We start from the raw sequence: 22,222 nt of genomic DNA on the forward strand, positions 1-22,222 counted from the left end.
GCCCCCCGAACGGGATGCGTGCTGCAACTTCCCCCCGGACTGGGGACAACCGGGGGTGCGTCGCGACCCCCGGTCGACGCCCCGGTGTGCTCATGCCTCGGCGTCGTCCGACGCGACGGGACCGAGCGCGTCCGGCCCCTCGGTCACGAGCACCCGGAACTGCTCGGCGTCGATGATGCGCAGGCCGAGCTGCTCGGCCTTCGTCAACTTCGACCCGGCGCCCGGTCCGGCCGCCACGAAGTCCGTCTTCTTGCTCACGCTCGACGCCGCCTTGCCGCCGGCGGCGATGATCGCCTCCTGCGCGCCCTCGCGCGTGTAGCCCTCGAGGGACCCGGTCGCGACGACGGTCACACCGCTGAGCACACCGCCCTCGACCGCAGCACCGGGGCCCGGGTGGTCCGGCGTCGTGAACTGCACGCCCGCCGCGGTCCACCGGTCGATGACCTCGCGGTGCCAGTCGACCGCGAACCAGTCGAGCAGCGCGTCGGCGATGATCCCGCCGACGCCGTCGACGGCCGCGAGCTCCTCGCGCGAGGCGTACCGGATCCGGTCGAGCGAGCCGAAGTGGTTCGCCAGCGCGCGGGCGGCCACGGGCCCGACGTGGCGGATGCTCAGCCCGACCATGATCCGCCAGAGCGGCCTGGTCTTCGCGGCGTCGATGTTCGCGAGCATCTCGAACGCGTTCTTCGACGGGTACCGGCTCGGCTCGCCCGTGTAGTCCGCCCCGCGGGCGTCCGGGTCGAACGGCGGGTCGGTCTTCTTGCGGGCACGGCTGAACGGCGTCACGCGCTTCGGGGTGCCGTCGTCGTCGGACTTCTCCATGCCGGTCTCGGCGTCGCGGACGATCACCTCGATCGGCACGATGTCCTCCATCGTCAGGTCGAAGAGCCCGGCCTCGGTCACGAGCGGGGGCCGTTCCGGACGCAGCGGCTGCGTCAGGGCGGCCGCGGCGACCTCGCCGAGGCCCTCGATGTCGAGCGAGCCGCGTGACGCGATGTGCTCGACGCGGCCCCGGACCTGCGCGGGGCAGCTCTCGGCGTTCGGGCAGCGCAGGTCCTTGTCGCCCTCCTTCGCCGGACGGAGCGGGGTCCCGCACTCCGGGCACGTCTCGGGCATCACGAACTCGCGCTCGGAGCCGTCGCGCAGCTCGACGACCGGGCCGAGGACCTCGGGGATGACGTCGCCGGCCTTGCGGAGCACCACGGTGTCCCCGATGAGGACGCCCTTCGCCTTCACCACGTCCTGGTTGTGCAGGGTGGCCTGGCGGACGACGGACCCGGCGACCTCGGCCGGCTGCATCACGGCGAACGGGGTCGCGCGCCCGGTCCGGCCGACGCTGACGACGATGTCGAGGAGCTTCGTGTGGACCTCCTCCGGCGGGTACTTGTAGGCGATCGCCCACCGCGGCGCCCGCGACGTCGAGCCGAGTTCCTCGTGCAGCGCCAGGTCGTCGACCTTGACGACGACGCCGTCGATCTGGTGCTCGACGGCGGACCGCCGGTCGCCGGTGGTCCGCACGAAGCCCAGGACCTCGTCGACGGTGTCGAAGACGCGGTAGTGCGAGCTCGTCGGCAGGCCCCAGGTCTGCAGGAGCTCGTAGACCTCGGACTGCGAGTGCACCTCGGTGTCGCGCTCGAGCTCGCGGACCGGCCACGCGCCGATGCCGTGCACGAGCATGCGGAGGCGGCGCAGGCGGTCGACCATGAGGGCACGCTTCGCCTCGGACTTGCCCTCCTCCTTCTGCCGCAGCGAGCCGGCGGCGGCGTTGCGGGGGTTCGCGAACACGCGCTCCCCCGCCTCGCGCTGCCGGGCGTTCAGCTCGTCGAACTGCGCGACCGGGAAGAAGATCTCCCCGCGGACCTCGACGATCGCCGGGTGCCCCTCGCCGGACAGCCGGTCCGGGATCGTGCCCATCGTCCGGACGTTGCCGGTGACGTCCTCGCCGACGACGCCGTCGCCGCGGGTCGCGGCCGAGACGAGACGACCGTGCTCGTACCGCAGGTTGATCGCGAGCCCGTCGATCTTGAGCTCGGTCAGGAACCGGACGCGCTCGGAACCGGCGTCCCGCTGCACCTTCGCGGCCCACTCGGTCAGTTCCTCGGGGCTGAACACGTTGTCGAGGCTGAGCATGCGCTCGGCGTGCTCGACGGGCGCGAACTGCACCGTCTGCGCCTGACCGCCGACGGTCTGGGTCGGGCTGTCCGGCGTGAGCAGGTCGGGGAAGCGCTGCTCGACGGCGTCGAGCCGGCGAACGAGCGCGTCGTAGTCGCCGTCGGAGACCGTCGAGCCGTTGCCCTCGTAGTACTGGTCACGCAGCTCGTTGATGCGCGTCCGCAGCCGCTCGACCTCCCGCTGGGCCTGCGCGGCGTCGAGGTCGGCCGGGGCCAGCGTCTCGAACGTCGAGTCGGCGGAGTCGGGGGTCGTGTCGCTCATGCCTCAGTTCTACCGTGCACCGCCGACCCCGGATGCAGCGGGGCCGGACGGACTCAAGCGGCGTCAGACGGTCGCGGGGACCGCGCTGACGGCACGGTCGATGGTGCACTGCCCGAGCACGCGGGTGCCGACGTAGACGACGGCGGTCTGCCCGGGCGCGACGCCCGACAGCGGCTCGTCGACGTCGATCACGAGCTCGCCGTCGGTCACCCGCGCGACCGCGGGCACCGGGTCGGCGTGCGCCCGGATCTGCACGTCGCACGCGAACGGCACCGACGGGTCGGCCGGGGCGGTGCCCGCCCAGGTGAACCGGGAGCCGGCCATCGACCGGACGTCGAGGGCCTCCTTGGGGCCGACGACGACGGTGTTGTCCTTCGGGCGGATCTCGAGGACGAACCGCGGCTTGCCGTCCGGAGCGGGGCGACCGAGGTGCAGGCCGCGGCGCTGCCCGACCGTGTAGCCCGTCGCCCCCTCGTGCGACCCGACCACCGTGCCGTCGCGCTCGACGACGTCGCCCGCGGCCGTCCCGACGCGGTCGGCGAGCCACCCGCGGGTGTCGCCGTCCGGGATGAAGCAGATGTCGTAGGAGTCCGGCTTCTGCGCGACGGTCAGCCCGCGCGCCGCGGCCTCGGCCCGGACCTCGTCCTTCGACGGGGTCGCCCCGAGCGGGAACATCGCGTGCTCGAGCTGCTCGGCCGTCAGCACGCCGAGCACGTACGACTGGTCCTTCGCCCAGGCGGCCGAGCGGTGCAGCTCGCGCGCTCCGTCCGGTCCGGTGACGATCGAGGCGTAGTGGCCGGTGCAGACGGCGTCGAACCCGAGGGCGAGCGCCTTCTCGAGCAGTGCCGCGAACTTGATGCGCTCGTTGCAGCGCATGCACGGGTTCGGGGTCCGGCCGGCCTGGTACTCGGCGACGAAGTCGTCGACGACGTCCTCCTTGAAGCGCGCCGAGAAGTCCCAGACGTAGTACGGGATCCCGAGCGCCGACGCCGCGCGCTGCGCGTCCATCGAGTCCTCGATCGTGCAGCACCCGCGGCTGCCCGTGCGCAGGGTGCCGGGCATCCGGCTGAGGGCCAGGTGCACGCCGACGACGTCGTGTCCGGCGTCGACGGCACGGGCCGCGGCCACCGCCGAGTCGACCCCGCCGCTCATCGCTGCAAGTACGCGCATGCATCCAGGGTAAGCCGACGCCGACGACGGGCGTACCGTGGTCCGCGATGACGAGCACTGCGAACGCCCCCTTCGACCGCCGCGGTGTCCTGCTGTCCGGGTTCCTGCCCGCGGCGCTCTTCGCGATCGGCGAGGGCGCGATCATCCCGATCATCCCGATCGCGGCGGACTCGCTCGGCGCGAGCCTGGCGTTCGCTGGCTTCGTCGCCGCGCTCATCTTGGTCGGCGAGCTCATCGGGGACGTGCCGTCGGGGGTCGTCGTCGGACGGATCGGCGAGCGGAACGCGATGATGGGCGCCGCCGTGGTGTCCGTCGTCGGTCTGCTCGTCTGCGTGGTCGCACCGAACGCGTGGGTGCTCGCGCTCGGGGTGTTCCTCGTCGGTGTGTCCACCGCGGTGTTCGCCCTCGCCCGGCACGCCTACATGACGACCGCCATCCCGCTGCGGATCCGTGCGCGCGCCCTCTCCAGCCTCGGCGGCGTCTTCCGCTTCGGCTACTTCGTCGGCCCGTTCGTCTCCGCCGGCATCGTCCACGTGACCGGCACCACGCAGAGCGCCTTCTGGATCCACGTCGTCTGCTGCCTCGCGGCGGCGGTGGTGCTCCTCGTCCTGCGCGACCCCGCGACGGGCGTGCGCGGTCTGCGGTTGCCGAGCCGCGCCTCCCGTCCGGAGCACGGCCCCGACGGGACGGGCCGGACCGGCGCACCCGCGCCGCACCCTGACGAACCGCCCACCGACACCGGCGCGCAGTTCGTCGAACGCGAGGCCCACGGCCTCTTCCGCACCATCCGCGAGAACCGCGCGGTCCTCGCGCGGCTCGGCAGCGGTGCGGCGCTCATCGGCGCGCTCCGCGCCGGGCGGCAGGTCATCCTGCCCCTCTGGGCGGTCAGCGTCGGTCTCGACGACGCGTCGGCAGCACTGGTCATCGGCATCGCCGGAGCGGTCGACTTCGCGCTCTTCTACACGAGCGGGCAGATCATGGACCGCTGGGGCCGTCTCGCGAGCGCGTTGCCGTGCATGCTCGGACTGGCGGTCAGCTACTTCCTGCTCGCGTGGAGCGGCCACCTGGACGCGAGGGTCGGCTGGTTCGTCGGCATCGCGATCGGCATGTCCCTGGCGAACGGTGTCGGCAGCGGCATCCTCATGACGCTCGGTGCCGACCTCGCGCCACGCGGCAACCCCGCTCCGTTCCTCGGGGCCTGGCGCTTCACCGGTGACTTCGGGTCGGCGGCGGCGCCGCTCGTCATCTCCGGGGTCACCGCCGTCGCGTCGCTGGCGCTCGCGAGCGGCGTGATGGGCGTGCTCGGCCTGGTCGGCGCGGGCGTGCTGCTCCGGTACGTGCCGCGGTACCTGCCGCGTCGGCTGCGCTGAGCGTGCGCGGTCCGGTCGGTCGGCCTGGAGGCGCGGCCCGACCCCGCCCCGTCCGTCGCGCTCGGTAGACTGCCGCTGCTCGCGGGAGTGGTGGAATCGGTAGACACGCAGGATTTAGGTTCCTGTGCCCCAGGCGTGAGGGTTCGAGTCCCTCCTTCCGCACCCTCGGCCGTTCCGCACCCTCGGCCTTCCGCACCCTCGGCCTTCCGCACCCTCGGTGGAGTCACACTTCCGACGGATGGCCGCCGCGGTCCCGGGCGGTACCCTCGTTCCGCGGGAGTCTCCCCGTGCCCGCCGTCTCCACGACCGGAAGAACCATGCACTCCGTCGCTCTCGCACTCATCCCCTGGCTGGACCCGCAGTACATCCTCGACCACTTCGGGGCCATCGCCGTGCTCGTGGTCTGCGCGATCGTCTTCGCCGAGACCGGTCTGCTGATCGGCTTCGTCTTCCCCGGTGACAGCCTCCTCGTCATCACCGGCCTGTTCGCCTTCGACCGGGGCGGCTCCATCGGCGGCATCCCGATCTGGATGGCGGCGCTGATGATCGGTGCCGCGGCCTTCCTCGGCGGCGAGCTCGGCTACTACATCGGCAAGAAGGCGGGGCCGCCGATCTTCGAGCGCAAGGAGAGCGGCCTGTTCTCCAAGGAGAACGTCGACCGGACGAACGCGTTCTTCCACCGGTTCGGACCCCTCGCGGTGATCCTCGCCCGCTTCGTCCCCGTCGTGCGCACCTTCGCGCCGATCGCGGCCGGCGTCGGGCGGATGAACTACAAGAAGTACTCGCTCTACAACGCGATCGGTGCGGTGATCTGGGGCGTCGGGGTGACCTTCCTCGGGTACTTCCTCGGGTACATCCCGCCGATCGCGTACGTCGTGCGCAACTACATCGACGTGATCCTCATCCTCGCGGTGGTCGTCACGGTCGTCCCCGCGGGGCTGCACTACTGGCGGACGGCGCGGAAGGCGAAGCACGCCGCCGAGGCCGAGCAGGCCACCCAGGCGCCCACCGACGGTCCGGCTCGCCCCTGATCCGCTGACGGAGCCCCCGCGGACGGACGCCGAGTGGCGAGACGCCCCACGCAGACCGAGACGCCCCCGGAACCGGGGGCGTCTCGCACGTCCGGGGGCGTCTCGCCGGCCCGGGGGCAGCCGCCCGCGGGGCCGGCCGACCGCCCGGCCGGTCAGACCCCGAAGTACTCCCGTACGATCGGCGCGATCCCCCGGAACGCCTTCGACCGGTGCGACAGCGCGTTCTTCTCCTCGCGGGTCAGCTGCGCCGCCGAACCCTCCGCGTCGTCCGGGTGGAATACCGGGTCGTACCCGTGCCCGCCGTCGCCGACCGGCGCCGTCAGGACCTCCCCGTTCCACACCGCCTCGAACAGGTGCTCGGTGCCGTCGGGGGTGACGAAGGCCGCCGCGCAGACGAAGGCCGCAGTGCGCTCGACGACACCCTCCAGGTTCCGCAGCAGCAGCGCGATGTTGTCGGCGTCCACCCGGGTCCCCGCGTAGCGGGCGGAGTGGATGCCGGGCGCGCCCTCGAGGGCGTCGACCGCGATGCCCGAGTCGTCGGCGAGCGCCGGCAGCCCGGTGTGCGCCACGGCCGCGCGCGCCTTGATCAGCGCGTTCGCCGCGTAGGTGTCGCCGTCCTCGACCGGCTCCGGCCCGTCGTAGCCGACGAGCTCGACCCCCTCGCCGAGCGCCTCGCCGAGGATCCCGCGGAGCTCGACGACCTTGCCCTGGTTGTGCGTCGCCAGGACGACGGTGCGCCCGGTCACGCCAGCCCCAGCGCGTCCCGCTGGATGGCGGCGAGCGACCGGTTGCCCGCGAGCCCGAGGTCGAGCAGCGTGTCGAGCTCCGCGCGGTCGAACGGCGCGTGCTCGGCGGTGCCCTGCACCTCGATGAACTTCCCGGAGCCGGTCGTGACGATGTTCATGTCGGTGTCGGCCGCCGAGTCCTCGGTGTACGCCAGGTCGAGCATCGGCTCCCCCCCGACGATGCCGACCGAGATCGCCTGCACGCTGTCGGTCAGCGGCGTGGCCTTCTTCGCGATGAAGCCCTTGTCGCGACCCCACTCGATCGCGTCGACCATGGCGACGTACGCGCCCGTGATCGACGCCGTGCGGGTGCCCCCGTCGGCCTGCAGCACGTCGCAGTCGAGCACGAGGGTGTTCTCCCCGAGGCCCTTCATGTCGACCACGGCACGCAGCGACCGGCCGATCAGGCGCGAGATCTCGTGCGTCCGGCCGCCGACCTTGCCCTTGATCGACTCGCGCTGCATGCGCTCGTTCGTCGAGCGGGGCAGCATCGAGTACTCCGCCGTCACCCAGCCCGAACCCTTGCCCGCCATCCAGCGCGGGACCCCGTTCGTGAAGGACGCCGTGCAGAGCACCTTCGTGTTGCCGAACGAGATGAGCGCGCTGCCCTCGGCCTGCGTGCTCCACCCCCGCTCGATGCTGACCGGACGGTGGTCGGTGGCGCTGCGGCCGTCGATGCGGGTGCTCATGGGGTCCTTTCGGTGCGGGGCAGCGTGATCGCCCCTGTCTGGAGGTGTCCGACGCTCGAGACCTCGGGTCCGAGGAAGCGCCGGGCGAGCCGGATGAAGCCGTTGCCGTCGTCGCCCGTCGCCTCGAACGCGTAGGTCGGCGGTCCGGGGCTGGTGCGTTCGAGTCCGTGTTCCACGAGTCGGCGGTAGACGTCGTTCGCGGTCTCCTCGGCACTCGAGACGAGCGTCACGTCCGGGCCCATCACGTACTGGATCGCCGCGGACATGAGCGGGTAGTGCGTGCAGCCGAGCACGAGCGTGTCGACGTCGGCGGCACGGATCGGCGCGAGGTACTGCGCCGCGACCTCGCGGAGTGCCGGTGACGAGGTGTCGCCCGCCTCGACGAACTCGACGAACCGCGGGCAGGCGGCCACGGTCAGGTCGACGTCGGCGGCCACCGCGAAGGCGTCCTCGTACGCCCGCGAGGCGATCGTCCCCACCGTGCCGATCACGCCGACGCGACCGGTGCGGGTCTGCTTCACCGCTGCCCGGGCCGCGGGCTGGATGACCTCGACGACGGGGATGCCGTACGCCTGCTCGTACCGTTCCCGCGCGTCGCGCAGCACGGCCGACGACGCGGTGTTGCACGCGATCACGAGCGCCTTGACGCCCTGGTCGACGAGGTCGTCCATCACCTCGAGCGCGTACCGCCGCACGTCGGCGATCGGCTTCGGGCCGTAGGGCGAGTGGGCGGTGTCCCCCACGTACCGGATGCTCTCGCGGGGCAGCTGGTCGATGATCGCCCGCGCCACCGTGAGCCCACCGACGCCGCTGTCGAAGACTCCGATCGGTGCATCCGTCACCGCACCAGCGTACCGAGCCGCGCCGGGGCACCCCCACCGGTCCCGACCGCGCGCCGCAGCCGCACCCACCTCCGCGTCACTAGTGTCGGGAGCGTGACCAGCGCGCTCCTCACGGACCAGTACGAACTCACCATGGTGGACGCCGCCCTCAAGGACGGCACCGCCGATCGACGCTGCGTCTTCGAGGTGTTCTCGCGCCGCCTCCCCGACGGCCGCCGGTACGGGGTCGCCGCGGGTCTCGGCCGCTTCCTCACCGCCCTCACCGAGTTCCGGTTCGGCGACGACGAGATCGGCTTCCTCCGGGACCGCAACGTGATCGACGAGGGCACCGCACGCTGGCTCGCCGACTACCGCTTCACGGGCGACGTCCGCGCCTACCGGGAGGGCGAGGTGTTCTTCCCGAACTCCCCCGTCCTGCAGGTCGAGGGCACCTTCGCCGAGGCCGTCGTCCTCGAGACCCTCGCGCTGAGCGTCTTCAACGCCGACTCCGCCATCGCCGGCGCCGCGGCCCGCATGGTCTCCGCCGCCGACGGCCGTCCGCTCGCCGAGATGGGCTCGCGCCGCACGGGCGAGTGGAACGCCGTCGCCGCCGCCCGAGCCGCGTACATCGCCGGGTTCGGCGCGACGAGCAACCTCGAGGCCGGCCGCACCTGGGGCATCCCGACGATGGGCACCGCGGCGCACGCCTTCACGCTCCTGCACGACTCCGAGGAGGCCGCGTTCCGCTCCCAGCTCGACGCCCTCGGGACCGGGACCACCCTGCTCGTCGACACGTACGACATCGAGGCGGCCGTCGAGACCGCGGTCCGGCTGACGGACGGCCGGCTCGGCGCGGTGCGCATCGACAGCGGGGACCTGCCGAGCGTGGTCGCGTCGGTGCGGGCGCAGCTCGACCGCCTCGGTGCCACCGCCACGAAGATCACGGTCACGAACGACCTCGACGAGTACACGATCGCCGCGCTGCGGGCCGCCCCGGTCGACTCCTACGGCGTCGGCACGAGCGTGGTGTCCGGCTCGGGCCACCCGGCGGCGGGCATGGTGTTCAAGCTGGTCGCCCACCGGACGCCGTCCGGCGACGAGTGGGTCCCGGTCGCGAAGAAGTCGGCGGACAAGGCCTCGACCGGCGGACGCAAGGAGGCCGGCCGTCGCCTCCGCAACGGCATCGCGACCGCGGAGGTCGTCCGCACCTCCGGTCGGGTCGGGCCCGACGAGCGCCCGCTGCTCGTCCCGGTGGTGACCCACGGCGAGGTCGACCCGGCGTTCCTCGGGGTCGCCGGCGTCGAGGCCGCACGGGCGCACCACGAGCGCGCGAAGGCGGAACTGCCGGCCGACGCGTCGCGCATCGGACGCGGCGACCCGGCGATCCCGACCCTGGTGATCTGAGCGGGGCAGCGGGCCCGGCTACTCGGCCTTCATCTTCTCGTAGATCGCCTTGCAGTCCGGGCACACCGGGAACTTCTCGGGATCACGGCCCGGGATCCACTTCTTGCCGCAGAGCGCCTTGACGGGCTTGCCGGTGAGGGCGGACTGCAGGATCTTGTCCTTCTTGACGTAGTGCGAGAAGCGCTCGTGGTCACCGGGCTCGATCGCCTCTTCCTCGAGGAGCTTCTCGAGTTCGCGGTCCATCACGTCGAGGCCGCCGCCGGGTTCGGTCATGCTCATGCCCCCAGGGTACGACGGTGCGGCTGCGGCCGCGACGGACGGGAGGCGCGTGGCGGGCCCGCCACGCGCCTCCCGTCCGGTGGGTGGTCACGGGACGGCGACGCGTCCCCTCCCACGCGTACCGCTCAGTTCCGCTGGGCCGCCGCGAGCAGGTCCGGACCGTGCTTGTCGAAGAGGCGGCCGCCGACGGCGACGCCCACCGTGAGGACGAGCAGGCCCACGGCGCAGCCGACCACGAGGGTCGCGAGCGCCCAGGGTTCCGGCCCCTCGACCGCGGTGAGCACGGCCAGCCAGACCGCGGGCACCAGCGACAGCAGGATCCCCACGACCATCGTGGTCTGCGCCACCATCGCGGTCGTCCCGGCCGCCTGCGGCTGCTGGAACGGGTGGTCGCCGGGTCGGACCGTCGGGTAGGGCAGGGCCACGGAGACGATGCTGGACAGGCCGAGTCCGGCGAGCAGTGCGCAGACGGCGATGCCGGTCAGCACCGGGAAGGCGGTCGGGTCGCCGAAGAGCCGCGCCGAGACGGCCGCGCCGGCGACGACCAGGGGCAACCCGACGACGAGCACCGGCACGAGTCGACCGAGTCGGTCGCTCCACCCGGGGGCGCCGGACGCGACGTGCAGCCACACCGCGGTGTTGTCGTAGGAGACGTCGTTGTGCGGCAGGAAGCCCGCGATGAGGGCCATGATCGGCAGCGGGACGAGCGCCGTCCAGTGCCACGGGACACCGGCGACGCCGAGGGGCAGCACGACGATCGGCACGAACAGGATGACCAGGTACGACATCCGGTACCGCGGATCGCGGGCCCAGTAGGTCAGGGCGCGGGCGGCCACGGCACCGAGCGGACTCGACCCGAGCCGGTCGAACCAGCCGAGGCCGCGGTAGCGACGGGTGGACGCACGACCGTCGACGGCCTCGAGCGCACGCCCGACGAGCGCCCACCACGCCCACGCGAGCAGGGCGACGACGGCGAGTGCGACGAGCAGCTTGAGCACGCCCTCGCCCACCCGGCCGCTCGCGACGTCAGCGGGCACCGCCCATGCCGCACCCCACGGGGTCCACCCGGCCACGTCGGCGACCCGGCGCAGCTCGCTGCTCGCGGGGTCGAGCCAGTCGGAGCGCAGCAGGAGCGAGACGACGGGGAGCCCGAGCACCACGATCACGAGCGCGGCGAGCCAGCCGGCGTCGCGGGAGCGCTGCGGGCCGACGAACACGGCACCAACCGCGCATCCGACGCGCACGAGCAGCGCGCACGTGGCGACGGCGAGCAGGGCGGCGAGGGTCGCGAGGACGGCGGTCCCGCCACTGCGCGACCACGCACCGACCTGGCCGACGGCGACGATCGCCACCGCGAGCACCGGGACCCCGACGAGTCCGGCGACGGCGAGACCGACGACGAGGCGACGCCGGTCGATGCCGAAGACCGCGAAGCGCCGCGGGTCGAACTGGTCGCTGCGTCCGACGACGAGCGGCACGAGCGTGAAGGCGACGGAGACGAACGTCCCGACGGGCACCGCGATCGAGCGCGCGACCTCGACGGGTGCGCCGCGCAGGGCGAGCAGCTCGCCGGCGACGAACACCGCGGCGAGCAGGCCGAGGAGGCTGCCGAGCACGACGAGCACGGACCGACGGGCACCGCCGCGGACCTCGCCCGCGAGCAGGTCGACCCTCAGTCGGAGAAGCTGTGCAACCATTCCATGCTCTCTGCCACGACGCGGCCGCCCGCGAGTTCGACGAACTTGTCCTCGAGGCTCCGACGACCGCGGACCTGCGCCATCGTGCCGGAGGCCAGGACGCGGCCGCCGACGATGATCGCGACCGAGTCGCACGTGCGCTGGACGAGCTCCATGGAGTGGCTTGAGAGCACCACGGTCCCGCCGCCGCGCGTGTAGCGGCGCAGGATGTCCGTGATCGTCGCCGCGCTCACCGGGTCGACGGACTCGAAGGGTTCGTCGAGCACGAGCACGCGGGGCGAGTGGATGAGCGTCGCGGCGAGCGCGATCTTCTTCGCCATGCCCACCGAGTAGTCGGCGACCTGGCGACCGAGTGCCTCCCCCAGGCCGAACGCCTCGGCGAGGTCGGCGCTGCGCTCCCGAGCGGTCGCACCGTCCAGGCCGCGGAGGGTCGCCGAGTACTGCAGCAGCTGTCCGCCGGTCAGCCGGTCGAACAGGCGCAGCCGGTCGGGCAGGACACCGAGGGCGCGCTTCGCCGCGGTCGGGTCGGACCACACGTCGTGGTCGAGCACGGTCACCGTCCCGGCGTCCGGGCGCAGCAGTCCGGTGACCATGGAGAGGGTCGTGGTCTTGCCCGCGCCGTTCGGTCCGACGACGCCGAAGATCGAGCCCTGGCGGATCTCCAGGTCCACCTCGTCCGCGGCGAGGGTCTGCCCGTAGCGCTTCACGAGGCCGCTCGCGCGCAGCACGACGGGCTGCTGCGGCTGCGCCGCCTGGGCGGCCGACGCCGTCGCGGTCGGCTGGCGCTTCGGCGTGCGCTTCCGGCCCGCTGCGCCAGCGACGGCTCCGTCGTGCTCTGCCCCGGTGGTCGCGTCGGCCGCGACGACGGAGCCGTCATCGCGTGCCGTCGCGGCGGCGGTGCCCGGTCCGGCGGGTCGGGACGCACGGCCCTTCCCCTTCCCCTTGCCCTTCCGCGGAGTGCGGGCCGGCGCGGGTGCGGCCGTCTGCTCGTCGGTCATCTCGTCACCATCGGAGGCGTCGTGCGCATCCCCGTCCCCCACGTCGTCGGCGGCGTCCCCGGCCTGGTCGTCCGCCTCGGTCGTCCAGGCGGCGTCGGACGTCGCGTACACGTCGTCGTCATCAGCTGCAGCCACGGCCCAACCGTACCAACGCGTTCCGGACACGGCGGACGCCGGACACCCGAGTCACGAAACGGGCACGAATCGCGCCGGGACGTACCCCGACGGCCGCTCGTTCCGTATCATTCACCAGGGCACGACGGAGTGTTCACCACTTGGAAACCTGCTCGCGCGGGGTTCCCCGATCGATTCGTCGCCCGCCGGAAGGCGCGGTTCCCGGACGTTCTCGGAGAACTCGGACGTTGCGCGAGCACACTGACGAGGCCCGCCCGCGCCCTCCGGGGCGTGCGGGCGGACACCGGAAGGGACCAGCATGACCACGCAGATCGTCATCCTCGCCGCGGGGATGGGCAGCCGCCTCGGCCGCAGCCTGCCGAAGCCGCTGACCGAACTCAGCGACGGCCGCACCATCATGCAGCAGCAGTTCGACAACATCCGCGCCGCCTTCGGGTCGAGCGCCCGGGTCACGATCGTCGTCGGGTACAAGTCCGAGTACATCGTCGAGGCCTTCCCCGAGGCGAACTTCGTCTACAACGAGTCCTACGACTCCACGAACACCTCGAAGAGCCTGCTGCGTGCGCTCAAGGCGACCGGCAAGAGCGGGGTCCTCTGGATGAACGGCGACGTCGTGTTCGACCCGCGCGCCCTCGTGCGTGCCGCCGACATGATGGACCAGGACCGTTCCTTCGTCAGCGTCAACACCGACAAGGTCTCCGACGAGGAGGTCAAGTACACGGTCGACGCGGACGGCTGCATCCACAAGCTGTCGAAGCAGGTCGTGGGCGGTCTCGGCGAGGCCGTCGGCATCAACTACGTCTCCTCGCAGGACAAGCAGGCACTGATCCGCCAGCTCGGCCGCGTGGACGACCAGGAGTACTTCGAGGGCGGCATCGAGGCAGCCATCGCCGAGGACGGGCTACGCTGGTCGCCGATCGACATCTCCGACCTGTACGCGGTCGAGATCGACTTCGCCGAGGACCTCGAGCGCGCGAACGAGCTGTTCGCCTGAGCCACCGTCAGGGTCCCTCGGCGGTACCGCCCGGAGGGAAGCCGTGACCACAGCGAGTGCGCCGACCGTGCCCGCGACGACCGCTCCGCCGTCGTCCCGGAGCGCCGGGCGGCGCTACAGTCAGGCGCTCTGGCTGCTGACGGTCCGTGACCTGCGGGTCCGGTACTCCACGTCGGCACTCGGGTACTTCTGGTCGATCCTCGACCCGCTGGTCATGTCGGCGATCTACTGGTTCGTCTTCACCCAGGTCTTCCACCGCGGGTCGGTCGGCGAGGAACCGTACATCGTCTTCCTCCTGTCGGCCCTGCTGCCGTGGATGTGGTTCACGGGAGCGGTCTCCGACTCGACGCGTGCCTTCATCAAGGAGAGCAAGCTCATCCGGTCGACGACCATCCCCCGGAGCATCTGGGTGGCACGCGTCGACGCGTCGAAGGGAATCGAGTTCCTCCTCAGCCTGCCGGTGCTCGCGGTGTTCGCGATCGCGACCGGGGCGACCGTGCACTGGGAGCTCGCGCTCTACCCGCTCGCCATCGTCCTGCAGTGCGCGCTGGTCTACGGCCTCGGCCTGATCGTCGCGCCGCTCGTCGTGTTCTTCCGCGACCTCGAGCGGGCCGTCAAGCTCGTGCTGCGCTTCCTCTTCTACGCGTCGCCGATCATCTACGGCACCCACGCGCTGCCCGACCGTCTGCGCGACATCGCGGCCCTCAACCCGCTGAGCGGCATCTTCGGGATCTACCGATCGGCCTTCTTCCCGGACCAGCTGAACTGGTTCGAGGTCGGGGTGTCGGTCGTCGTCACCGTCGTCGTGCTGGTCGTCGGGCTGGTCGTGTTCCGGCGCAGCGAGCACCGCGTGCTGAAGGAGCTGTGATGACCACCACCGACCGGACTGCGCCCTCGACCACGGTCGCCCCCGTCATCTCGGTGCGCGACGCCGGCATCCGGTTCAAGCGGAACCGGCGCGCGAGCCGGAGCTTCAAGGACCTCTTCGCCGGCAGCGACCGTCGGAAGCGCGCGGACGAGTTCTGGGCGCTCCGGGACGTCTCGTTCGACGTCCGTCCGGGCGAGGCCATCGGCGTGGTCGGTCGGAACGGTCAGGGCAAGTCGACCCTGCTCAAGCTCGTCGCGCAGGTCATGCTCCCGGACGAGGGCCGGGTGCAGGTGAACGCGGGCGTCGCCCCGCTCATCGAGATCACGGGCGGCTTCGTCGGCGACCTGTCGGTACGCGACAACGTCTGGCTCACGGCCGGTCTGCACGGCATGTCCCGGGCCGAGATCCGCGCGGCGTTCGACGAGATCATCGCCTTCGCGGAGATCGGCGACTTCGTCGACACCCCGTACAAGCACCTGTCCAGCGGCATGAAGGTGCGCATCGCGTTCGCGGTCATCTCGCGGCTCGACGAACCCGTCATCCTGGTCGACGAGGTGCTCGCGGTCGGCGACAAGGGCTTCCGCGAGAAGTGCTACAAGCGCATCGAGGAGCTGCTCGCCGCGGGCCGGACGCTCTTCTTCGTCTCCCACAGCGACAAGGACCTCCGCCGGTTCTGCGACCGCGGCCTGTACCTCGACAAGGGCCGGCTGCAGCTCGACGACACCATCGAGGCGGCGCTCACCCGGTACGCCGCGGACCACGGTGCCTGACCCACCACTCCTCCACACCGGGAGCCGCCCGACGCTCCTCCACAGGCCGACCGGCGCACCGGTCGCCCGAGGCCCCCGACGTCGGCCCCTCCCCCTAACGTGTCGCCCATGCACCACCCACCAACGGCATACGCAGTCCCGTTCACCGTCGACCGATCCCGGGCACCACGTCGCTACGACCTGGTGAACACCGGCTCCGAACCGCTCCACGCGATCTCGCTCACCCACCTCGGCAACGGGTACTGCCCGCCGCTCGCCGTGAACCAGCTCGACCCCGGGCGGTCGCTGTCCATCGCGGTCTTCGGTGCCGACCCCGAACAGACCGGCATCGTCGTCGTCCGGTGGCGACGTCCCGACCGCTCCGAGTACCTCTGGCGGATGTCGCTCGTCGGTGACCGTCTGGTCGGACTCGCCTCCTGACGGCCGGCACGGCCGACGCCGTGCCGTCAGGACCCGCCGCGCGCCGCCGCCTCCTCGTGCCAGCGAGCCACCAGCTGGTCCACCGCGGCGTGCAGGCGGGCGGTCGCCACGCCCGGTGTGGTGTCGCCGAAGTAGTGCTGCACCCAGCGACGGAGCTTCGCGAGCTCCTCCGCGTCGGTCGCGGCAGCGTCCACCCGGGCGACGACGTCCCCCGCGTCGGCGGCGTGCAACCAGTTCGCGTCGCCGAGGTACCCGCGCTCGTCGACGTCGGCGCCCGGGGCGGCCGGCCGTGTCACGATGAGCGGCTTCCCGACGGCCAGCCGGTCGTAGATCATCGCGCTGATGTCCGTGACGGCGACGTCGGCGTCGGCGAGCTGCCACCCGAGCTCGGGCCCGTCGTCGTACACGTGGTGGGCGGACGGATCGGCCGCGTTCGCCGTCGTGATCGCGCCGACGATTCGCTCGTGCGCGGCGCGGTAGGTCGGGTCGAGCACGCCGCTGCGCGGGTGCGGCCGGTAGACGAGCCGGTGCCGCGGGGACGCCAGCAGCCGCTCCGCGAGCGTCACGCCGTGCGTCGCGATCGACCCGTAGGCCGCCGCCGCCCGGTCGCCCTCCCACGTCGGCGCGTAGAGCACGACCGTGCGGTCGTCCGCGGGGTAGGGCACGGCACCGGCGAAGTGGTCCGCCTGGGGGCGACCGATGGCGGTCGTCCGCGCGTCGACGTCGTAGCCCCAGAGCGCCGCGGCCAGGCGCTCGCGTGCCGCGTCACCTGCGATCAGGGCGTGGTCGTACGCCTTGAACTGGTTCGTCGTCATGTACATCTTGTCGCTCTCGCCGTGGTTGACGAAGACGTGCCACATTCGGCCGTACCGCATCATCTGGAAGTTGCGGGCGTTCTGGTTGACGTACAGGACGATCTTCGGTGCCTGCTCGTCGACGAACCGTTCGAGGTCGACGACCTGACGGGCGTACACCACGGGGACGGGCGACTCGTCGAGCAGCGTGGTCATGGTGCCGGGACTGCGGGAGACGATGGCCACCGGGTGCTCGGCGGCGAGTTCGGCCAGCGGGGCGTACCACTGCCGCACCTGGTACATGTTCACCGGGCCGTCGGCGAAGTACACCGCGATCTCGATCGATCCCGGCGCGAGGGCGGGCACGGACGGCAGCCGTCGGGCGAGTTCGCGACGACTGCGTCGCGACGCCACCAGGCGCTGGGCGAGGCGGATGGCGGTCCGGATGTCCTTCGTGACGGGCATGGTGGTCCTCAGGGTACGTCGGTTGTGCTGTCGGGCGCCGGAGTCGCTGCGGTCAGACGACCGGCGGGCGACCCGCCAGCGACATCCGGCCGATGGTCAACCACCCCATCGTGTGCGCCGCTCCGCAGTCGGCGGTCCAGCCCTCGCGCACACCGGCGAACCAGGTGCGCAGTCGACCGGGGTGTCGCCACCAGCGCGCGACCTGGATCGCGGCCCACGAGCCGACGTACAGCGGACGGAGCACCGCGGGCAGGTTGCGCCGGGCGAGGAACACCCGGTTCCGGGCGTTCAGCCGGATGTACTCGGTGTGCCGCGCGGGGTCGATCGCGGGGTGGTGGGCGACGAGGTCCCCGGCGTACCAGGCGCGTCGACCGGCGTCCCAGACGCGCCACGCGAGCTCGATGCCCTCGTGCGCGTAGAAGTACGGCGCACCCCAGCCGCCGACCGCGCGGTAGACGTCCATCGGCAGGACCACGGCGCCCTCCCACACGGAGAACACCGGCGACGAGTCCGTCGGTGCACCCTTGCGGATGCGCGGCACCCAGCGGCGGGGGTTGGCGACGCCGGACGGGTCGACCACCCGCGGCTGCACGAGACCGAGCGACGGGTCCCGTTCGAACAGCGCGACGGCATCGCGCAGGAAGGTCGGCGACGGGATCGAGGCGTCGTCGTCGAGGAAGAACACGTGGTCGCCGTCCACGACCTCGGCGCCGGCGTTGCGACCGGCCGGGATCCCGACGTTCTCGGGCAGTGCGAGCGCACGCACGCCCTCCGGCAGACCGGTGGGCGCCCAGCCGTTGCCGACGCAGACGACGTCGAGCTCGACGTCCTGCTGTGCGAGGACGCTCTCCAGGCCCCGGCGGAGGTCGTCCGGCCGGGTGCCCTGCGACAGGCTGACGACCGCGATGCGGGGCCGCTCGCGGTGCGGGACCGCGTGGCGCCGGGTCGTGCCGGGCGTCACGCCCGGACCCGCTTCGACGAGATGATCGCGAGGAAGTGTCCGGCGGTCGCCAGGACCGCGAGCGGCAGCAGCGCGCCGACGAGGATCCGGTCGGCGAGCGGATGGCCGATCACCAGTCCGAGCAGGGCGAAGACGAACGCCAGGATCGACAGCTCGACCGAGTGGTACAGCCGGTGGAACGGCAGGAAGCGCGCGGCCTTGCGGAGCGACGCGAGCCGCCGACCGGAGGGCACGGTGCCGGCGTCACGGCGGTCGACGAGCTTCTCGAGCCCGGCGTTCGCACGGGCGACGTGCACCATGTCGTTGAGCGCCTTGTTGAGCACGATCACGAGTCCGAGGGCGCAACCGATGGTCGTCCACATCCAGTCCGCACCGTGGATCGGCCACGTGGCCGCCCGGACGCCGAGCGCGATCGGGATCAGCCCCTCGGTCGTGTAGTGCCCGACCTTGTCGAGGAACACGCCGGCCGGCGACCGGGTGCCCCGCCACCGCGCGACCTCGCCGTCGCAGCAGTCGACGAGCATCTGCAGCTGTCCGAGCACGAGGGCGAGCAGCGCCCCCCAGATCCCCGGGATCAGCAGTGCGGCGGCGACGCTCCAGCCGACCAAGATCATGAGACCGGTCACCTGGTTCGCCGAGACCCGCGTCTTCAGCAGCAGCCAGGTCAGGTACGGGGAGACGTCACGCAGGTACAGCGACGCCGTCCAGTGCTCCGCGTTCGCGCGCGAGCGGACCTCGTCCGGCTGGGCGACCGCGCGGAGCTCCGCGATCGAGGAGGGCCGGGCGCTGCCGCGGCCGGTGATGTCGTCGGTCAAGGTCAGGTCACCGTCCCGTGTGCGTGGTCAGCTCGGAGGTCCGGGTGAGGAACCCGATGATGAAGCCGATGCCCCAGCCGACGTGGATGCACGGGAGCACGACGATCAGCCAGAGCATGGTCGGCAGGCCCGAGCGCCGCGCCACGAGGACGGCACCGAGCACGACGAAGACGAGGTAGACCGCGGGGACGACGAACCCGAGCATCGCCCAGGCGACCGGGGACCCGAGCACGGCACCCACGACGCCGACGATGCCGGCGAGGACACCGAGCCCCATCGCGGCGACCATCGCCGGGGGCACGAAGTACCGGAGCCCGTTGTTCGCAGGGAACCGGCGGGCGAGCTCCCCGCGCCACAGGCCGGTGGCCACGAACTGCCGTCCGAGCCGTCGCAGACTCGGCCGCGGACGGTAGGTCACGACGAGCTCGGGTGTGAACCACACCGTGCCACCGGTCTGGCGGAGACGCCGGTTCAGCTCCCAGTCCTGCCCGCGCTTGATGCCCTCGTCGAACAGGCCGACCGCGAACAGGCGCTCGCGCCGGAAGACGCCCAGGTACGCGGTCTCGGCCGGACCCGCCTTCCCACCGACGTGGTGGGGCGTGCCACCCAGTCCGACGCGGCTGCCGTAGGCCAGGGCCACCGCGCGCTCGAACGGCGTCCGCCCCTCGGCGTGCATGATCCCGCCGACGTTGTCGGCCCCGGACTCGAGCAGCACGCGGACCGCGATGCGCGTGTAGTCGGCCGGCAGCACCGAGTGCGCGTCGACGCGGATCACGACGGGGTGCACCGACGCCCGGATGGCGACGTTCAGGCCGGCCGGCGTCGAGCCGACGACGTTCTCGACCGCACGCACACGGGGATCGGCGGCGCTCATCTCCGCGACCAGCTCGTTCGTGCCGTCGATCGACGGGCCGAGGGCGAGGATGACCTCGAACGGGCCGGCGTAGTCCTGCTCGAGCAGGCTCGCGACCGCGGCGCGGACCTCGGTGACCTCGTTGAGCACCGGCATCACGTACGAGACCCCGGGCAGGGGCTGTCCGTCTGTCTGCATGCGGTCCTCGGGATCGGGGCTGGTGCGCGGGGCGCACCACGACGGGGCACCGCCCCGGAGAGCAGCACTGAGCCTATCAAGCGGCCGGAACGCCCACCTGCGCCGCTCCCGGTACCCGTGTACGGCACCGGACGCCAAGTGCGACGGACGGGAGGCGCGGTGCCAGCCGGCACCGCGCCTCCCGTCCGTCGTGTCCCGCGTCAGCCCTTGTAGGTGCCGAGCGTCACGTTCGTCTCGCGGGTCTCCCCGCCACGCACGTAGGTGATCGTCGTCTTCGCGCCACCCGCGAAGTACCGGACCTGCGCGGTCAGGTCGGTCGCGTCGGAGACGGTCGCGGACCCGATCTTCGTGACGACGTCGCCCTTCTGGAGGCCGGCGTCGGCCGCCGCGCCGCCGGACGACACCGACTTGATGAGTGCGCCCGTTTGGGTGGCGTTGGCGTCCTCGGAGGCGTCGCCCACCGTCGCGCCGAGGAGCCCGTGCGTGGCGGACCCGTTCTCGCGGATCTCGTTCGCGACCCGCTCCACCAGGTTCGACGGGATCGAGAAGCCGACGCCGATGCTGCCCGACTGGGAGTCGGACGACTGGGAGCTGCCGGCGCTCGCGATCGCCACGTTGATGCCGATGAGCTTGCCCTTGGAGTCGAGCAGCGCACCACCCGAGTTGCCCGGGTTGATCGGCGCGTCGGTCTGGATGACCGGGAGCGAGACCGTGGTCTTGGTGCCGGAGCCGCCACCGTTGCCCGGGAACTCGAACGGGCTGCCGTTGCCGTTGCCGCCCTCGTTCGAGTCGCCGCCCTGGCTGGGGGCGCTCGACGCGACCTGGATGCTGCGGTCGAGGGTCGACACGATCCCGTCGGTGACGGTGTTGGACAGGCCGAGCGGTGCACCGATCGCGACCGCGGTGTCGCCGACGTTGAGGTCGGACGAGTCGGCGAACGAGATCGGCTTCATGTCGGTCGCGTCGATCTTGATGACGGCGAGGTCGACGGTCGGGTCCGTGCCGACGAGCTTCGCCGGGTAGATCTTGCCGTCGGACGTCGTCACGGTGATGGTGCCGTTCGCGCTGTCTCCGTCGAGCGTCACCACGTGCGTGTTCGTGACGATGTAGCCGTCCTTGCTGAACACGACGCCGGAGCCGGTGCCGCCCGCGGAGCCCGACGACACGTTGATCGTGACGACGGACGGGGTGGCCTGTGCGGCGACCGCGGTGACCACGGTGGCGTTGTTGTAGTCGTTGACCGTGAGGTTGCCACCGCTCTGCGACGAGCCGGAACCGACGACGGTGCCGCTGCCGCCGTGCGACGCACCCGCGGCCCAGCCGGCGCCACCGCCGACGAGGCCGGCGAGGACGAGGCCGGCGACGATCGGCAGGACGAGCTTGTTGCGGCCCTCACGCTGCTTCGTCGTGGAGCCGGCGGCTGCTCCCGCCGCGGCGCCCGTGGCGGCACCGCCGAAGTAGTGGCCGTTGCGCTGGTTCGAGCCGTCGACGTCGCCGAAGGCGCTGGCGGAGGCCGGGGCCTGGGCGGAGCCGGGGTACTGGGCGCTGCCCGGGTACTGAGCGTCGTGGGTCGTGCCGTACCGGGAGTCGCCCTGTGCGTACTCGCCGTAGCGCGGCTGGCCGTACTGGTCCTGGCCGTACTGACCCTGGCTCTGGCCGTACTGGCTCTGGCCGTACTGGCCCTGGCTCTGGCCGTACTGGCTCTGGCTCTGGCCGAACTGGCTCTGGTCCTGGCCGTACTGGCTCTGGCCGTACCGACCCTGGTCCTGGCCGTACTGGCTCTGCCCGTACTGACCCTGGTCCTGGCCGTACTGGCCCTGCCCGTACTGCTGCTGGCTGTGGTGGCCGTTGTCCGACCCGTACGGGCTCGTCTGCTGCGAGTCGGTGTCCGACCGGCCGCCGATCGTCGGGTAGGGCGCCGTGTACCGGTCGGTCGGGTGGTCCCCCGGCGTCGAGATGACGTCGGTCTCGTCGGCGCGACCGTGGCCGATGGCGTCGGTGTGGTCGTGGTCCGTGAGGCGCGAGTTCGGCTCCTGGGAGAAGTCCGGCGCCGACGTGCCCTCGCCGGAGGTGTCGCGCGCGGCGTCCTCGGCTGCGGCCCGGTGGTCGGTGTCCTGGGGGCGGTTGTCGTCGCCCTGGCCGTGAGGCGTGGTGTCGGTCATGCTGGACGTGCTCCTTTCAAGCTCGTGCAGTCTTCCGGACCCACCTGTGCGGTGCTCCTGCTGGGGCTGCAAGCGACCTATGGCGATCTTATGCGTCGGCTGTGGGAGGC

20 protein-coding genes and 1 tRNA gene are annotated in these 22,222 nt (G+C 72.1%); 8 read left to right on the forward strand and 13 right to left on the reverse strand.

The window, feature by feature from the left end:
* Positions 1 to 90: 90 nt before the first annotated feature.
* Complete coding sequence (gene ligA, locus Cus16_RS05290; RefSeq protein ID WP_189319534.1) at positions 91 to 2,433, reverse strand: NAD-dependent DNA ligase LigA; 2,343 nt, start codon at positions 2,431 to 2,433, stop codon at positions 91 to 93.
* A 63-nt stretch (positions 2,434 to 2,496) separates the two neighbouring features.
* Complete coding sequence (gene mnmA, locus Cus16_RS05295) at positions 2,497 to 3,603, reverse strand: tRNA 2-thiouridine(34) synthase MnmA (RefSeq protein ID WP_083263726.1); 1,107 nt, start codon at positions 3,601 to 3,603, stop codon at positions 2,497 to 2,499.
* 47 nt (positions 3,604 to 3,650) lie between these two features.
* Here mnmA and Cus16_RS05300 point away from each other — a divergent pair, with 47 nt between their 5' ends.
* The 3 genes from Cus16_RS05300 to Cus16_RS05310 all read left to right on the forward strand — a co-directional run bounded on the left by Cus16_RS05300 (position 3,651) and on the right by Cus16_RS05310 (position 6,004).
* Entirely contained in the window at positions 3,651 to 4,973 is a 1,323-nt protein-coding gene (locus Cus16_RS05300) for an MFS transporter (RefSeq protein ID WP_069711602.1), read from the forward strand.
* A gap of 81 nt (positions 4,974 to 5,054) precedes the next feature.
* Positions 5,055 to 5,135, forward strand: a tRNA-Leu gene (locus Cus16_RS05305).
* 155 nt (positions 5,136 to 5,290) lie between these two features.
* Positions 5,291 to 6,004, forward strand: a complete 714-nt coding sequence (locus tag Cus16_RS05310) for a DedA family protein (protein ID WP_069711603.1) — start codon at positions 5,291 to 5,293, stop codon at positions 6,002 to 6,004.
* A gap of 152 nt (positions 6,005 to 6,156) precedes the next feature.
* On the opposite strand, the gene rdgB is transcribed toward Cus16_RS05310, so the two are convergent.
* Genes rdgB through murI form a run of 3 tightly spaced genes read right to left on the reverse strand, consistent with a single transcriptional unit; the run spans position 6,157 to position 8,320 of the window.
* Positions 6,157 to 6,750, reverse strand: coding sequence for an RdgB/HAM1 family non-canonical purine NTP pyrophosphatase (rdgB, locus tag Cus16_RS05315; protein ID WP_069711604.1), 594 nt, complete (start codon positions 6,748 to 6,750; stop codon positions 6,157 to 6,159).
* Positions 6,747 to 7,478, reverse strand: a complete 732-nt coding sequence (rph, locus tag Cus16_RS05320; protein ID WP_069711605.1) for a ribonuclease PH — start codon at positions 7,476 to 7,478, stop codon at positions 6,747 to 6,749. The genes rdgB and rph overlap by 4 nt, the downstream gene beginning before the upstream one ends.
* The gene (murI, locus tag Cus16_RS05325; RefSeq protein ID WP_069711606.1) at positions 7,475 to 8,320 is read right to left on the reverse strand and encodes a glutamate racemase; all 846 of its coding nucleotides are present in this window, start codon (positions 8,318 to 8,320) and stop codon (positions 7,475 to 7,477) included. The genes rph and murI overlap by 4 nt, the downstream gene beginning before the upstream one ends.
* 93 nt (positions 8,321 to 8,413) lie before the next feature.
* Between murI and Cus16_RS05330 the strand changes: the two genes are divergently transcribed.
* Positions 8,414 to 9,703 (forward strand): nicotinate phosphoribosyltransferase, encoded by a 1,290-nt coding sequence (locus Cus16_RS05330; RefSeq protein ID WP_083263727.1) that lies wholly within the window; start codon positions 8,414 to 8,416, stop codon positions 9,701 to 9,703.
* Positions 9,704 to 9,721: 18 nt separating this feature from the next.
* Here Cus16_RS05330 and Cus16_RS05335 read toward each other — a convergent pair whose 3' ends face one another.
* The 3 genes from Cus16_RS05335 to Cus16_RS05345 all read right to left on the reverse strand — a co-directional run bounded on the left by Cus16_RS05335 (position 9,722) and on the right by Cus16_RS05345 (position 12,812).
* Positions 9,722 to 9,982, reverse strand: a complete 261-nt coding sequence (locus tag Cus16_RS05335; protein WP_092384164.1) for a DUF3039 domain-containing protein — start codon at positions 9,980 to 9,982, stop codon at positions 9,722 to 9,724.
* Between the two features lie 125 nt (positions 9,983 to 10,107).
* The gene (locus Cus16_RS05340; RefSeq protein WP_069711607.1) at positions 10,108 to 11,679 is read right to left on the reverse strand and encodes a hypothetical protein; all 1,572 of its coding nucleotides are present in this window, start codon (positions 11,677 to 11,679) and stop codon (positions 10,108 to 10,110) included.
* Entirely contained in the window at positions 11,655 to 12,812 is a 1,158-nt protein-coding gene (locus Cus16_RS05345) for an ABC transporter ATP-binding protein (protein WP_223246532.1), read from the reverse strand. Before Cus16_RS05345 ends, Cus16_RS05340 begins: the two co-directional genes overlap by 25 nt.
* Positions 12,813 to 13,110: 298 nt before the next feature.
* Here Cus16_RS05345 and Cus16_RS05350 point away from each other — a divergent pair, with 298 nt between their 5' ends.
* From Cus16_RS05350 to Cus16_RS05365, 4 genes are all read left to right on the forward strand, one after another.
* On the forward strand, positions 13,111 to 13,806 hold the full coding sequence (locus Cus16_RS05350) for an NTP transferase domain-containing protein (RefSeq protein WP_069711608.1): 696 nt from the start codon (positions 13,111 to 13,113) through the stop codon (positions 13,804 to 13,806).
* A 43-nt stretch (positions 13,807 to 13,849) separates the two neighbouring features.
* Entirely contained in the window at positions 13,850 to 14,674 is an 825-nt protein-coding gene (locus Cus16_RS05355) for an ABC transporter permease (protein WP_083263729.1), read from the forward strand.
* Positions 14,674 to 15,444, forward strand: coding sequence for an ABC transporter ATP-binding protein (locus Cus16_RS05360; RefSeq protein WP_069711609.1), 771 nt, complete (start codon positions 14,674 to 14,676; stop codon positions 15,442 to 15,444). The genes Cus16_RS05355 and Cus16_RS05360 overlap by 1 nt, the downstream gene beginning before the upstream one ends.
* Positions 15,445 to 15,552: 108 nt before the next feature.
* Positions 15,553 to 15,864, forward strand: a complete 312-nt coding sequence (locus Cus16_RS05365; RefSeq protein ID WP_069711610.1) for a hypothetical protein — start codon at positions 15,553 to 15,555, stop codon at positions 15,862 to 15,864.
* Between the two features lie 26 nt (positions 15,865 to 15,890).
* Here the strand turns inward: Cus16_RS05365 and Cus16_RS05370 are convergent, their stop codons facing one another.
* The 5 genes from Cus16_RS05370 to Cus16_RS16815 all read right to left on the reverse strand — a co-directional run bounded on the left by Cus16_RS05370 (position 15,891) and on the right by Cus16_RS16815 (position 22,112).
* The gene (locus tag Cus16_RS05370; protein WP_069711611.1) at positions 15,891 to 17,123 is read right to left on the reverse strand and encodes a hypothetical protein; all 1,233 of its coding nucleotides are present in this window, start codon (positions 17,121 to 17,123) and stop codon (positions 15,891 to 15,893) included.
* Between the two features lie 52 nt (positions 17,124 to 17,175).
* Complete coding sequence (locus Cus16_RS05375; protein ID WP_069711612.1) at positions 17,176 to 18,084, reverse strand: glycosyltransferase family 2 protein; 909 nt, start codon at positions 18,082 to 18,084, stop codon at positions 17,176 to 17,178.
* A complete protein-coding gene (locus tag Cus16_RS05380) occupies positions 18,081 to 18,899 on the reverse strand; it encodes a CDP-alcohol phosphatidyltransferase family protein (protein WP_069711613.1) in 819 nt (272 codons plus the stop codon). The genes Cus16_RS05375 and Cus16_RS05380 overlap by 4 nt, the downstream gene beginning before the upstream one ends.
* A 7-nt stretch (positions 18,900 to 18,906) precedes the next feature.
* Positions 18,907 to 19,950 carry a glycosyltransferase family 2 protein gene (locus tag Cus16_RS05385; protein WP_069711614.1) on the reverse strand — a complete coding sequence of 348 codons (1,044 nt, stop codon included), beginning with the start codon at positions 19,948 to 19,950 and terminating at the stop codon, positions 18,907 to 18,909.
* A gap of 200 nt (positions 19,951 to 20,150) precedes the next feature.
* Positions 20,151 to 22,112 carry a S1C family serine protease gene (locus tag Cus16_RS16815; RefSeq protein WP_083263731.1) on the reverse strand — a complete coding sequence of 654 codons (1,962 nt, stop codon included), beginning with the start codon at positions 22,110 to 22,112 and terminating at the stop codon, positions 20,151 to 20,153.
* Positions 22,113 to 22,222: the final 110 nt, after the last annotated feature.

It is taken from the genome of Curtobacterium sp. ER1/6 (genome assembly GCF_001742745.1).
In the GTDB taxonomy this organism is placed as follows: domain Bacteria; phylum Actinomycetota; class Actinomycetes; order Actinomycetales; family Microbacteriaceae; genus Curtobacterium; species Curtobacterium citri.